This is a genomic window from Streptomyces sp. NPDC060002 (assembly GCF_042737245.1).
Taxonomy (GTDB): Bacteria; Actinomycetota; Actinomycetes; order Streptomycetales; family Streptomycetaceae; genus Streptomyces.
Genome location: NZ_JBHWUW010000029.1, coordinates 1 through 13,035 on the forward strand (window position 1 = coordinate 1; position 13,035 = coordinate 13,035).

The 13,035-nt window shown below is 71.8% G+C and carries 13 protein-coding genes; 5 read left to right on the forward strand and 8 right to left on the reverse strand.

The genetic code is table 11. The features are described 5' to 3' along the window. Positions 1–48: 48 nt before the first annotated feature. The 6 genes from ACFWBD_RS24180 to paaA all read right to left on the reverse strand — a co-directional run bounded on the left by ACFWBD_RS24180 (position 49) and on the right by paaA (position 5,198). The gene (locus ACFWBD_RS24180) at positions 49–1,221 is read right to left on the reverse strand and encodes an acyl-CoA dehydrogenase family protein (protein ID WP_385670330.1); all 1,173 of its coding nucleotides are present in this window, start codon (positions 1,219–1,221) and stop codon (positions 49–51) included. Positions 1,222–1,482: 261 nt separating this feature from the next. Further along, entirely contained in the window at positions 1,483–2,544 is a 1,062-nt protein-coding gene (locus tag ACFWBD_RS24185; RefSeq protein ID WP_385670333.1) for a 2Fe-2S iron-sulfur cluster-binding protein, read from the reverse strand. Further along, the gene (gene paaD, locus ACFWBD_RS24190; protein ID WP_385670336.1) at positions 2,544–3,188 is read right to left on the reverse strand and encodes a 1,2-phenylacetyl-CoA epoxidase subunit PaaD; all 645 of its coding nucleotides are present in this window, start codon (positions 3,186–3,188) and stop codon (positions 2,544–2,546) included. Before paaD ends, ACFWBD_RS24185 begins: the two co-directional genes overlap by 1 nt. Then, complete coding sequence (paaC, locus tag ACFWBD_RS24195) at positions 3,182–3,904, reverse strand: 1,2-phenylacetyl-CoA epoxidase subunit PaaC (protein ID WP_385670339.1); 723 nt, start codon at positions 3,902–3,904, stop codon at positions 3,182–3,184. Before paaC ends, paaD begins: the two co-directional genes overlap by 7 nt. Further along, positions 3,901–4,188: a 1,2-phenylacetyl-CoA epoxidase subunit PaaB gene (gene paaB / locus ACFWBD_RS24200; RefSeq protein WP_319337667.1), complete on the reverse strand. Its 288-nt coding sequence runs from the start codon at positions 4,186–4,188 to the stop codon at positions 3,901–3,903. The genes paaC and paaB overlap by 4 nt, the downstream gene beginning before the upstream one ends. Further along, positions 4,185–5,198, reverse strand: a complete 1,014-nt coding sequence (paaA, locus tag ACFWBD_RS24205) for a 1,2-phenylacetyl-CoA epoxidase subunit PaaA (RefSeq protein WP_385670342.1) — start codon at positions 5,196–5,198, stop codon at positions 4,185–4,187. Before paaA ends, paaB begins: the two co-directional genes overlap by 4 nt. A 284-nt stretch (positions 5,199–5,482) precedes the next feature. Here paaA and ACFWBD_RS24210 point away from each other — a divergent pair, with 284 nt between their 5' ends. Genes ACFWBD_RS24210 through ACFWBD_RS24220 form a run of 3 tightly spaced genes read left to right on the forward strand, consistent with a single transcriptional unit; the run spans position 5,483 to position 8,366 of the window. Next, a complete protein-coding gene (locus ACFWBD_RS24210) occupies positions 5,483–6,382 on the forward strand; it encodes a DUF5819 family protein (protein WP_385670345.1) in 900 nt (299 codons plus the stop codon). Further along, positions 6,379–7,593: an HTTM domain-containing protein gene (locus tag ACFWBD_RS24215; RefSeq protein ID WP_385670348.1), complete on the forward strand. Its 1,215-nt coding sequence runs from the start codon at positions 6,379–6,381 to the stop codon at positions 7,591–7,593. The genes ACFWBD_RS24210 and ACFWBD_RS24215 overlap by 4 nt, the downstream gene beginning before the upstream one ends. Further along, positions 7,590–8,366, forward strand: coding sequence for a TrmH family RNA methyltransferase (locus ACFWBD_RS24220; protein WP_385670351.1), 777 nt, complete (start codon positions 7,590–7,592; stop codon positions 8,364–8,366). The genes ACFWBD_RS24215 and ACFWBD_RS24220 overlap by 4 nt, the downstream gene beginning before the upstream one ends. On the opposite strand, the gene paaN is transcribed toward ACFWBD_RS24220, so the two are convergent. Next, complete coding sequence (gene paaN / locus ACFWBD_RS24225; protein ID WP_385670354.1) at positions 8,363–10,072, reverse strand: phenylacetic acid degradation protein PaaN; 1,710 nt, start codon at positions 10,070–10,072, stop codon at positions 8,363–8,365. The two genes, ACFWBD_RS24220 and paaN, sit on opposite strands and share 4 nt — an antisense overlap. Before the next feature lie 159 nt (positions 10,073–10,231). Between paaN and ACFWBD_RS24230 the strand changes: the two genes are divergently transcribed. Both ACFWBD_RS24230 and ACFWBD_RS24235 read left to right on the forward strand, forming a co-directional pair. After that, positions 10,232–11,755: a 3-hydroxyacyl-CoA dehydrogenase gene (locus ACFWBD_RS24230; RefSeq protein WP_385670358.1), complete on the forward strand. Its 1,524-nt coding sequence runs from the start codon at positions 10,232–10,234 to the stop codon at positions 11,753–11,755. Then, the gene (locus tag ACFWBD_RS24235; RefSeq protein ID WP_385565161.1) at positions 11,752–12,342 is read left to right on the forward strand and encodes a TetR/AcrR family transcriptional regulator; all 591 of its coding nucleotides are present in this window, start codon (positions 11,752–11,754) and stop codon (positions 12,340–12,342) included. Before ACFWBD_RS24230 ends, ACFWBD_RS24235 begins: the two co-directional genes overlap by 4 nt. Before the next feature lie 3 nt (positions 12,343–12,345). Here the strand turns inward: ACFWBD_RS24235 and ACFWBD_RS24240 are convergent, their stop codons facing one another. Continuing rightward, positions 12,346–12,921, reverse strand: a complete 576-nt coding sequence (locus ACFWBD_RS24240; protein WP_385670361.1) for an Lrp/AsnC family transcriptional regulator — start codon at positions 12,919–12,921, stop codon at positions 12,346–12,348. Positions 12,922–13,035: the final 114 nt, after the last annotated feature.

Sequence of the window (13,035 nt, forward strand, 5' to 3'; positions counted from 1 at the left end):
GGGTGGTCGCCGCGTCGGGTCGGCCGGTTCGTCTCGCCGGGGCGGGTGTCAGACGAGGGGGTGGGCGGCCAGCAGGTCGCCCAGGGCCTCCTCGTGTGCCGCGGCCGGACCGAGCGACAGTTCCAGGTGCTTGGCCCAGGCGTGGTACCGGTGCAGCGGGTAGTCGACGTCGGCGCCGAAGCCTCCGTGCAGATGCTGGGCGGTCTGCACCACCCGCCGTACGCCTTCCGAGGCCCAGATCTTGGCCACGGCGACATCCCCGGAGGCAGGCAGTGCGCCCGGCGTCCCGGAGGCGATCCGCCACGCGGCCTGCCACAGCGTGACCTCCATCGCGCGCAGGTCGATGTAGCGGTCGGCTGCCTGTACGGCGACGGCCTGGAAACTGGCGATGGGGTGTCCGAACTGCTCCCGCTTGCCGGCGTACTCGCTTGTCATCGCCAGTACGCGCTCGCCCAGACCGAGCGCCTGCGCGCAGGTCCCCGTGGTCAGCAGGGCGCGCAGCCACTCCCAGGCGCCGTCGGCGGTGATGACGTCCCGGTCGGGGATCTTCGCCGAATCGAGGCGCAGTTCGCCGAGCCGCTCACCGGTCGTGGAGATCTGCTCGGCGAGCACGACCCCTTCGTGTCCGCGTGCGACGACGGCGAGGACGCTCCGGTCGTCCCCGGTGTGCGCCGGTACGACCACGAAGTCGGCGTCGTACGCCCACGGCACCACCGTCTGCACCCCGTCCAGCACCCACTCGCAGCCGTCCGACCCCCCTGGGCCGCTTCGCTCGGCCGTGCCGTCCTCCTGCCGTGCGGTCACGGCGAGTTCGGCCGGATCGTGGCCGGTGCGGCCGTTCGCGGCGACGGTGAGCACGATCTCACCCCGGCCGGCCCGAGCGAGCAGGGACGACTTCAACTCCGTCCCTCCGTAGGCCTGTAGGGCGGCCACGGCCGCGCTGCTCTCCAGCAGCGGTACCCGTGCCAGCACCTTCGACGCCTCGCGCAGCACCAGACAGAGCGCGATCGCGTCGAGGCCTGCCCCGCCGAACTCCTCGTCCAGCAGCAGGCTCAGCAGGTCCGCCGAGGCGAGCCTGGCCCACAGCGCGCGGTCGAAGTCGTCGGCCACGGCACCCCTGGTGAGCGCGGGGCTCGGAACGTCGTCGGGGGCGACCCCGGCGAACACCCCCCGCGCCGCCTCCGCCGCTGCCTGCTGCTCCTCGGTGAAGGTGAAGTCCACGGCTTGTCCTCCCGACGGGTCAGCTGATCTGACGGAGCGTCAAGATAGAACAGGTTCTAGAAGAAGGGAACGGTCGGTGGGAGGGGAACGGTCGGTGAGCGGGGAACGGTCGGTGGGAGGGGAACGGTTGGGGAGCGGGGAACGGTCGGTGGGAGGGGAACGGTTGGGGAGCGGGGAACGGTCGGTGGGAGGGGAACGGTCGGTACGGCGGATTCGGTCGGTAAGGCGGAAACAGCCGGTCGCCCCCTCGCACCGCGCTCCTCAGCGGTCGAAGTCCACCTCCACCGCCTCCGTCAGCGGATGCGACTGGCAGGCCAGCACATACCCGGAGTCCGTCTCCTCCGGTTCCAGCGCGAAGTTGCGGTCCATGCGCACCTCGCCCGAGACCAGGAAGGCCCGGCAGGTTCCGCAGACCCCGCCCTTGCAGGCGTAGGGCGCGTCCGGCCGGTTGCGCAGCACCGTCTCCAGGACCGACTCCCCGTCCCGCACGGGCCAGCTGCCGCCCCGGCCGTCGAGCCGGGCGGTCACGGTGCTGTGGGCGGGGGCCGCCACGGGCGCCGAGGGCGCCGTGACCTCCACGTGGAAGATCTCCTCGTGGATCCGGGACCGCGCGACCCCGATCTCCCGCAGCGCCTGCTCCGCGCCCTGGACGAGTCCGAACGGCCCGCACAGGAACCATCCCGCCACCTCCGCCACCGGCAGCAGCGACGGCAGCAGCCCGGTCAGCCGCTCCCGGTCCAGTCGGCCGGACGGCAGCCCGGCCTGCTGTTCCTCCCGGGAGAGCACGGTCACCAGCTGGAACCGCTCGGGGTACCTGTCCTTGAGGTCGGCGACCTCCTCCAGGAACATCGTCGAGGCGGCCGTCCGGTCGCTGCGGATGAGGCAGAACCGGGCCGCGGGCTCGCGGGCCAGCAGCGTCGAGACGATCGACAGCACCGGCGTGATCCCGCTGCCGCCGACGATCGCCGCGTACCGGCCGGGCGCGGGAGCGAGGGTGAACCGGCCGGCCGGCGTCATCACGTCCAACTCGTCGCCGACGGCGATCTCCTTCAGCGCGTACGTCGAGAAGGCCCCGCCCTCGACCAGCCGCACGCCCACTCGCAGCGTGCGGGGACCCGCGCCGTCGGGACCGGGGGCGGGCGAGCAGATCGAGTACGTCCGCCTGACCTCGGTCCCGTCGACCACGCGGCGCAGGGCGAGATGCTGGCCGGGGGCATGCCGGTACTCCTCGCGCAGCGCGTCGGGGACCGTGAGCGTGAGGGTGACGGAGTCGTCGGTCAGGTGGTCCACCGCGGCCACCTGGAGCGGGTGGAAGCGGGCCATCACAACTCCTTGAAGTGGTCGAAGGGTTCACGGCAGGCGAGGCAGCGTCGCAGCGCCTTGCAGGCGGTGGAGGAGAAGCGGCTGAGCAGCTCGGTGTCGGCGGAGCCGCAGTGCGGGCAGCGGATCGGCTCCAAGGCCACGCCCGTGTCCGCGGCGGTGTCCGCGGCTGTGGCTCTATCCATGGCTGCGTATGCCCCTGTTCCGGTCGCCGCCTGGGTCGCCGCCCCGGTCGCCGTTCCGGTAGCCGTGGGCTTCGGGGGCAGGGTCCGGGTGGGGCCCAGGGTGACGCCGACCGGGTCGGCCGCCCTTCGCACGCGTGGCGGTGCGATGCCGAACTCCCGAAGTTTGCGGCGCCCTTCGGCGGAGATGTCGTCGGTGGACCAGGCGGGGGACAGCACCGTGCGCACGGTGACCTCCCGCACCCCGTGTGAGTGCAGCGCCCGTTCGATGTCCAGGGACATCGCCTCCACCGCCGGGCAACCGGTGTAGGTGGGGGTCAGCTCGACCTCGACGGCGTCCGCGTGGCGTACGTGCACCGCGCGCAGCACGCCGAGTTCCCGAAGGGTGACCACGGGCAGTTCGGGGTCGAGAACCGAACCGGCGACCTCGAGGAGTTCCGCCTCCAGCGGGGTGGGCGTCACCATGACGCGCCCGGGTGACTGCGGTGCAGGTGCTGCATCTCGGCGAGCATCCGGCCGAAGGACTCGGTGTGCAGGCCCTCGCGGCCCGCGCCGGCGCGCCAGGCTCCGGTGCGCGATCCCTCGGGCACGGCCAGGCCTGCCCGCCCCAGCACGCTGCGCACCGACTCCAGCCAGGCCGAGTCCAGCTCCGCCCGGTCGAGGTCGAGGCCGTCCAGGGGGCGGAACATCTCTCCGGTGAACCGCCACAGTGCCGTGCAGGCCCGCTGCGTCCGGTGGTGACTCTCCTCGGTGCCGTCGCCGAGCCGCAGCGTCCACTGTTCGGCGTGGTCGCGGTGGTAGGCGACCTCCTTGACCGCTTTCGCCGCCAGTCCCGCGAACGGGCCCTCCACGGCCGCCAGCCGCGCGTACAGCAGGTGCTGGTAGGTGGAGAAGTACAGCTGGCGGACGATGGTGTGGGCGAAGTCACCGTTTGGCTGCTCGACCAACTGGAGGTTGCGGAAGGCGCGTTCCTCGCGCAGGTACGCCAACTCGTCCTCGTCGCCGGCCATCGACAGCAGGATCCGGGCCTGGCCCAGCAGGTCGAGCGCGATGTTGGCGAGGGCGACCTCCTCCTCGAGCACGGGCGCGTGGCCCATCCACTCCCCCAGGCGGTGGGAGAGCACCAGGGCGTCGTCGCCGAGGGCGAGGGCGGCGGTGTGGGTGTGCGTCGTCGTGGTCACAGGTGCTTCACCCCCTCCGGGATCTCGTAGAACGTCGGGTGCCGGTACGGCTTGTCGGCGGCCGGTTCGAAGAACGGGTCCTTCTCGTCCGGCGAGGAGGCCGTGACCGCGGAGGACGGCACGACCCAGATCGAGACGCCTTCGCCACGCCGGGTGTACAGATCGCGCGCGTTGCGCAGGGCGAACTCGGCGTCCGGCGCGTGCAGGCTGCCGGCGTGGGTGTGGGAGAGGCCGCGCCGGGAGCGCACGAAGACCTCCCACAGGGGCCAGTCGGTGTTCGTCATGCCTGCTCCACTTCCGTCCCAGAGCTGTGTTTGGCCGCGTAGACGGCGGCTGCCTCTCGTACCCACGCGCCCTCTTCGTGGGCACGCCTGCGTTGTGTCATCCGCTGCTCGTTGCAGGGGCCGTTGCCCTTGAGGACCTCCTTGAACTCGGTCCAGTCGATGGCTCCGAAGTCGTGGTGCCCCCGCTCCTCGTTCCACTTCAGGTCCGGGTCGGGGAGCGTGAGGCCGAGCGAGGCCGCCTGCGGGACACAGATGTCGACGAAGCGCCGGCGCAGTTCGTCGTTCGAGTGGCGCTTGATCTTCCAGGCCATCGACTGAGCGGAGTGCGCGGACTCGTCGTCGGGCGGGCCGAACATCATCAGTGACGGCCACCACCAGCGGTCCACCGCGTCCTGCGCCATCGCGTGCTGCTCCGGGGTGCCTCGGCTGAGGGCCAGCAGCAGCTCGTACCCCTGGCGCTGGTGGAAGGACTCCTCCTTGCAGACGCGGACCATCGCGCGGGCGTACGGGCCGTAGGAGCAGCGGCACAGGGGCACCTGGTTGGTGATCGCGGCGCCGTCCACCAGCCAGCCGATCGCGCCGACGTCCGCCCAGGTCAGCGTGGGGTAGTTGAAGATCGAGGAGTACTTCTGGCGGCCGGAGTGAAGCTTGTCGAGCAGTTCCTCACGGCTGGCGCCGAGCGTTTCGGCCGCGCTGTACAGATAGAGCCCGTGGCCCGCCTCGTCCTGGACCTTCGCCATGAGGATGGCCTTGCGGCGCAGGGAGGGCGCGCGGGTGATCCAGTTGGCCTCCGGCTGCATGCCGATGATCTCGGAGTGGGCATGCTGGGCGATCTGGCGTACCAGCGTCGCGCGGTAGGCGTCGGGCATCCAGTCGCGTGGCTCGATGCGTTCGTCCGCGGCCACGGTGGCGTCGAAGACGCGCGTGTACGCCTCGTCGGCGCCGGTCCCGCTGTCCTGCCCGGCGTGCGGCTGTGTGCGGGCCGTCTGGTGCGCGGCTGCTGTCGCCATGCGGTCCCCCTTGACCTTGGGCCTCGGCTCGGTGCCTCGGCCTCGGCTCTGCCCGAGCCTTCTCCCGACCGATCGTTCGGTCCGTGCGATTCCATGGTGGAACGGCCGTCGTAAGGTGTCAACCGCTGTGGATAACCTGCGGGCATCCCCTGTGGACAACCTGCCCCGGCCTTTCCCGGCCCAGGTGTCGCGGGGAGGGGGCTGCGCCGAACGGGTGAGGCTGAGTACCGTTCGCGATTGCGCGACGCAGCGCGAAGACGACCGGTATCGGGGAACGGGGCGGAATGGACGTGCACGACGGAGGGGCCGGCTCTCCAAAGGGGCCGAACACGTCAAGGGAGGCGGAGGCGGAGACGCCGCCCGCCCGGGACGCCGTTCCCCGCCCCCGAGCCGAACTTTCGAGCTCTGGACCTGCTGCCTCCCGGGCCGAGCCCGCGGACCCGGAGCCTTCTTCTCGGGCCGAGCCCGCAGACGCGGACCCTGTTCCTCGGGCCGAGCCCGCCGGTGTCGTGAGTGAGCCTCGGCGGCCGGAAGCCCGGACCGGTGTGGCCGCGCTCTCCCCCCGCTATCAGGTCGGCGCCGCGCTGGCGCTGGCCGGCGTCGCGGTGGCCGTCTGTGTGCACGTCGGGATGGTCTTCCTGCACGTCGCCCCGTCGAACACCGTCACCAAGGCGCACGGCAAGGCGATCGACGACTGGATCTACCCCGAGTTCGAGCAGAACTGGAAACTCTTCGCGCCGAACCCGCTGCAGCAGAACATCGCCGTCCAGGTCCGTGCCCAGGTCCGTACCGCGGACGGCGGGTCCCGGACCACCGGCTGGTACGACCTGTCGGCGCAGGACGGCCGGGCCATCGACGGCAATCTGCTGCCGAGTCACACCCAGCAGAACGAACTGCGCCGCGCCTGGGACTTCTTCACCGCCACGCACGACAACAACAACCGCCCCGTCGGCCTGCGCGGAGCCCTCTCCGAGACGTACCTGCGCCACATCGTGGTGCTCCGTCTGGAGCGCGGCGGCACGGCCGGTGACGGCGGTGTCGTCGAGCGCATCCAGGTCCGTTCGCAGACCACCAACGTGACCCCGCCGAAGTGGAGCACCGAGAAGGTGTCGATGAGCCCGGTGTACCGCGAGCTGTCCTGGTGGTCCGTGCCGGACGGCGAGACCGAGGGAGGCACGAGGTGAACCGCTTCTCCCTGACGGTGTCCGCCGCCATCGCCCGCGTCACCGAGTCGGCGCTCGCGCCGTACCAGAGCGCCGTGGTCCGGATCGGCTTCAGCGCCACCTGGCTGCTGTTCCTGCTGCGCGAGTTCCCCCACCGCCAGGAGCTCTACGGCCCCGACGGCCCCTGGGACTGGGAGCTGGCCCGGCAGCTGATCGACACCAACGGCGCGTTCACGGCCCTGATGTGGTCGGACGGGCGGGGCTGGTTCGAGGCGGTGTACCTGCTCGCGCTGCTCTCCGCCGCGCTGCTGCTCCTCGGCTGGCGCACCCGCGCGATGTCGGTGCTGTTCATGGTCGGCGTGCTGTCGCTCCAGAACCGCAGCGTCTTCATGGGGGACGGCGGGGACAACGTCCTGCACCTGATGTCGATCTACCTGGTGTTCGTGCGGTGCGGCCGGGTGTGGTCGCTGGACGCGCGGCGGGCACGGCTCGCGCACGAGGCACGCGCGCGTGGGGAGCGGGTCACGGACCGGGTGGGCCCCGTCCTGTGGGCCGTGGCCGGGTCCGTCCTGCTCACGGTGACCGTGGCGGGCCGTTTCCACAGCGCCTGGACCATTCCGGCGCTCCTGTGGGCGGCGTGGGCCGTGCAGGGTCTTTGGTGGGCCGTCGGCCGCCGCACGAAGTCTGCGGAGCCCCGGGTCCTGCTCGACGTGATCGGCAACATCCTGCACAACGGCGCCCTCGTCGTGATCATGGCCGAGGCCTGTCTGATCTACGCGACGGCCGGCTGGTACAAGATCCAGGGTTCGCGCTGGCAGGACGGCACCGCCGCGTACTACCCCCTGCACCTGGACTACTTCTCGCCCTGGCCCGCGCTCGCCGACCTGCTGGCCGGCAGCGGCACGATGGTTCTGCTGGCCACCTACGGGACCGTCATCGTGCAGGTCGCCTTCCCGTTCACGCTCGCCAACCGGCGGCTGAAGAACGTCCTGCTGGCGCTGATGATGACGGAGCACGCGGTGATCGCCGTGCTGCTCGGGCTGCCGTTCTTCTCGCTGGCGATGATCGCGACGGACGCGGTCTTCCTGCCGACCACCTTCCTGCACCGGGTGGGCGGATGGGCGGCACGCGCGCGTGGAGGGCTGTTCCCCGACGGCGGACGCAAGGCCGCCCCGGAGGAGCCGCGGGCCCAGGAGAACCCCGGGCACACCCACGTAGGGTTCACCGCATGACCGACCCCGTGACCGCCGGCTCCGACCCGCTCGGCCGGTGGCGCCGGCTCGCCGCCGCCTGCGTCCTGCTCGACGGCTTCCACGCCCTCAAGCACGCCGTGCGCTTCGGAGCCGAGGTCCCGGTGGCGGTCACCGCCGACCGGCGGGCGACGCTCGCCCTCGCCGACGAACTCGCCCCGGACGTGCGCGACGCGCTGGACGCGCTCCTGACGGAGGTCCCGGAGGCGACGTACACCTCCCTGGTGCCGCGCCCGCATCCCACCGCGGTCGCCGCCCTGGCCGTACGGCCCTCCCGCGAGGCCAACCTGGAGCGGCTGGGGCACGCGCCACGCGCCACTCCCGTCGTGGTCCTGGACAACCCGCGCAACCTCGGCAACGCGGGCGCGGTGATCCGGCTGGCCGCCGGTTTCGGGGCCACCGGGGTGGTCACCACCGGCACGCTCGACCCCTGGCATCCGACCGTGGTGCGCGGCGGGGCGGGGCTGCACTTCGCGACCGCCGTGGAGCGGCTGGCCGTCGACGAGCTGCCGGCCGGCCCGGTGTTCGCCCTCGATCCCGAGGGGGACGACCTGCGGGGCGTCAAGCTGCCGGACGACGCCCTCCTGGCCTTCGGGTCGGAGCGCAGCGGGCTCTCGGCCGAGCTGCGCGCGCGTGCCGGCCACCTTCTCGCCCTGCCGATGCGCCCCCAGGTCTCCAGCTACAACCTCGCGACCAGTGTGGCCATGACGCTGTACCACTGGAGCGCCACCGGGGGCGCACCGCATGTCCCCTAGGCGTCCCTGCGGACCTCCACCACCCGGAAGCGGTTCGCGACGAACGCGCCGTCGGTGAGGGCCGCGTTGGCCGCCGGGTTGCCGCCCGAGCCGTGGAAGTCGGAGAACGCGGCCGTCTGGTTGACGTAGACCCCGCCGGTGAGGTTGAGGGACAGCTGGGCGGCCTCCTCCAGGCAGACCTCCTCGATCGCCTGCTCGACCTCTTCGTCGGTGGTGTACGCCCCGACCGTCATCGCGCCCTTCTCGCGCACCGTGCGCCGCAGCAGGGCGACCGCGTCGGACGCGGAGTCGACGGCGACGGCGAAGGAGACCGGGCCGAAGCACTCGCCCATGTAGGCGGCCTCGTCGTCCGCCCCCTCCCAGTACTTCCGCGCCCCGTCGAGCTTGACGAGCACCGGGGTGCGCACGATCGCGTCCGGGAACTCCGGGTTGCTCACCTCGCGGGAGGCGAGGGCGACCTCACCGAGGCCCGCGGCGGCCTCCAGGCGGGCCTTGACGTCCGGGTTGACGATCGCGCCGAGCAGCGCGTTCGCGCGCGCGTCGTCGCCGAGCAGGCCGTCGACCGAGCGGGCGAGGTCGGCGACGACCTCGTCGAAGGTCTTCGCGCCCTCGTCGGTGCGGATGCCGTCGCGGGGGATCAGCAGGTTCTGCGGGGTCGTGCACATCTGGCCGCTGTACAGCGAGAGCGAGAACGCCAGGTTGGCGAGCATGCCCTTGTAGTTCGCCGTGGACTCCACGATCACCGTGTTGACGCCGGCCTTCTCGGTGTAGACCTGCGCCTGGCGGGCGTTGGCCTCCAGCCAGTCGCCGAAGGCGGTCGAGCCGGTGTAGTCGACGATCCTGATCTCGGGGCGGGTGGCCAGGGTCTTGGCGATGCCCTCACCGGGGCGTTCGGCGGCCAGCGCGACCAGGTTCGGGTCGAAGCCGGCCTCGGCGAGCACCTTGCGGGCGACGCCCACGGTCAGCGCGAGCGGCAGCACCGCGCGCGGGTGGGGCTTGACCAGGACGGCGTTGCCGGTGGCCAGGGAGGCGAACAGGCCCGGGTAGCCGTTCCACGTCGGGAAGGTGTTGCAGCCGATGAGCAGGGCGATCCCGCGCGGGACCGGGGTGAAGCGCTTGGTGAGCGCGAGCGGGTCGCGCTTGCCCTGGGGCTTGCTCCACTCCGCCGTGCCGGGCGTGCGGACCTGCTCCGCGTACGCGTACGCCACCGCCTCCAGGCCGCGGTCCTGCGCGTGCGGGCCGCCTGCCTGGAACGCCATCATGAAGGCCTGGCCGGAGGTGTGCATGACCGCGTGCGCGAACTCGTGCGTCCGGTCGCTGATCCGCTTGAGGATCTCCAGACAGACCACCGCGCGCACTTCCGGGCCCGCGTCCCGCCAGGCGCCCTGTCCGGCCCTCATGGCGGGCAGCAGCGTGTCCACGTCCGCGTGCGGGTAGGTCACGCCCAGTTCGACGCCGTACGGCGAGACCTCGCCGCCCACCCAGTCGTCGGTGCCGGGCTGGCCGAGGTCGAGGCGGGTGTGCAGAACGGCGTCGAAGGCGGCCTTGCCGGCCGTGGCGTCCAGGCTGCCGTTCTCCCCGTAGGCCTTGGGGTGTTCGGGGTGCGGGGACCAGTACGCGCGGGTGCGGATCGCTTCCAGGGCCTGGTCGAGGGTGGGCCGGTGCTGGGCGATCAGAGCGTGCGCGGTCGGTTCGGCGGCGGCCATGCGGGACCAACTCCTCGTCTTGAGAACTCTCCGTCGAGCTCATGACCTGGCGGAAACCTGGGCAGGATCAGCCAGTCAGAGTTAGAGTAACCGAACGATCGGTCGGGACAAGGGGGCCTGCCGCATCTGTGGAAAACCCAGTGCGGGAGGATCGCGCACATGACAGCACTCGACCTCAGCAGCCCCGTGGCCGTCGTCGGCACCGGCACCATGGGCCAGGGCATCGCCCAGGTCGCGCTCGTCGCCGGCCACCCGGTGCGGCTGTACGACACCGTGCCCGGCCGCGCCCACGAGGCGGCCGCCGCGATCGGCGCCCGCCTGGACCGGCTCGTCGAGAAGGACCGCCTCGCCGCCACCGACCGGGACGAGGCACGTGCCCGCCTGTGGCCCGCGGAGAGCCTCAGCGACCTCGCCGACTGCTCCCTGGTCGTCGAGGCCGTGGTGGAGCTCCTGGAGGCCAAGCAGGAGCTGTTCCGGCAGCTGGAGGACGTCGTCGGCGAGGACTGTCTGCTCGCCACCAACACCTCGTCCCTGTCGGTGACCGCCGTCGGGGGCGCCCTGCGCAACCCGGGCCGCCTGGTGGGCCTGCACTTCTTCAACCCCGCGCCGCTGCTGCCGCTGGTCGAGGTCGTCTCCGGGTACGCCACCGACGTCACGTCGGCCACGCGCGCGTACGAGACCGCCCGCTCCTGGGGCAAGACGCCGGTCGCCTGCGCCGACACCCCCGGCTTCATCGTCAACCGCATCGCGCGGCCCTTCTACGCCGAGGCGTTCGCCGTCTACGAGGCGCAGGGCGCCGACCCGGCCACCATCGACGCGGTCCTGCGCGAGTCGGGCGGCTTCAGGATGGGCGCCTTCGAGCTGACCGACCTGATCGGACAGGACGTCAACGAGTCGGTCACGCACTCCGTGTGGCGGTCCTTCTTCCAGGACGTGCGCTTCACGCCCTCGCTCGCCCAGCGCCGGCTGGTCGAGTCGGGCCGCCTCGGCCGCAAGACCGGCCAGGGCTGGTACGACTACTCCGCCGGGACCGGGGCCGCGGAGGCGGCCGAACCGCACACCGCGGAGAAGGCCCAGCCGCCCGCGTACGTCGTCACCGAGGGCAACCTGGGTCCCGCCTCCGAACTGCTCGCGCTGATCCGCGAGGCGGGCATCCAGGTGCGCGAGGAGGAGGAGGACCACGGCACCCGCCTGGTGCTGCCCGGCGGCGGCCAGCTCGCCCTCGCCGACGGCCAGACCTCCGTGGAGTTCCGGGACGTCGTCTACTTCGACCTCGCCCTGGACTACCGCAAGGCCACCCGCATCGCCCTTTCCGCCTCCCAGGACACCTCCACGCAGACGATGTCCGAGGCGATCGGCCTGTTCCAGGCGCTCGGCAAGGACGTCAGCGTCATCGGTGACGTCCCGGGCATGATCGTCGCCCGTACGGTCGCGCGGATCGTCGACCTCGCGCACGACGCCGTGGCCAAGGGCGTGGCCACCGAGGAGGACATCGACACCGCGATGCGCCTGGGCGTGAACTACCCCCTCGGCCCCTTCGAGTGGAGCCGCCGGCTGGGCCGTACCTGGGCCTGCTCCCTCCTGGACGACCTGCACGAGCGCGACCCCTCGGGCCGCTACGCGCCGTCTCTCGCGCTCTACCGGCACTCCTACGCCACCGAGAAGCGGGAGGGCGCCTCGTGACCACCGCCAAGCGCGACACGTACACCCCGGAGACCCTGCTCTCCGTCGCCGTCCAGATCTTCAACGAACGCGGCTACGACGGCACCTCCATGGAGCACCTCTCCAAGGCGGCCGGCATCTCCAAGTCGTCGATCTACCACCATGTCGCCGGCAAGGAGGAACTGCTGCGGCGGGCCGTCAGCCGGGCCCTGGACGGCCTCTTCGGGATCCTCGAGGAGGAGCACGCGCGCGTGGGGCACGCCTCGGAGCGCCTGGAGTACGTCGTGCGGCGCATGGTCGAGGTGCTCATCGGCGAACTGCCGTACGTGACACTGCTGCTGCGCGTGCGCGGCAACACCGACACCGAGCGGTGGGCCCTGGAGCGGCGCCGCGACTTCGACCACCGGGTCGCCGAACTGCTGAAGGCGGCCGCCGCCGAAGGGGACATACGCGCCGACATCGAGGTTCGGCTCGCGACCCGGCTGGTCTTCGGGATGATCAACTCGATCGTCGAGTGGTACCGGCCGGGCGGCCGCGGGATGGTCGAGAGCGAGGTCGCCGACGCCGTCGTGCGGTTGGTCCTCGAGGGGCTGCGCACGGCCCCGTAGGGCTCACCCCTGCGGCTCCAGGTCCTCCTCCTCGAACACCAGCAGCGTGCGCGTGCTGAGCACCTCGGGGATCGCCTGGAGTCGGGTGAGCACCACCTCGCGCAGCGCCCTGTTGTCCGGTGTGTGCACCAGGAGCAGCACGTCGAAATCGCCTCCGACGAGTGCGATGTGGGAGGCGCCGGGCAGCAGTCTGAGCTGCTCGCGCACCGTCCGCCAGGAGTTCTGCACGATCGTCAGCGTGATGTAGGCGCTCGTGCCCTGCCCGGCGCGCTCGTGGTCGACACGGGCGCCGAAACCGCGGATGACGCCGTCCTCGATGAGCCGGTTGATCCGCGCGTAGGCGTTGGCGCGCGAGACGTGGACCCGCTCGGCGACCGACCGTATCGAGGCGCGGCCGTCCGCCTGGAGCATCTGGAGGATGTCCTGATCGATGGCGTCCAGCGGACGCGGTGGCGGCAGCGGGGCACCGCCAGGCGGCGGGGTGCTGATCGGCAAGGGGGCACCGGTCCGTGGCGAAGGACTGCCCGGCAGCGGCGCGGCGCCGTTCTCCGGTCCTTCGGCCATTTGTTCAGGTGCCATGTCCCCCTGCCTCCCTGCCATGGACGTACTGCACCCATCTCAGGTTGTGGAGAACCGTTTGTCCACAGCCTGAGGGGCCCTGTAGCCAAAATGTGCCGACGACCGAACAATCGG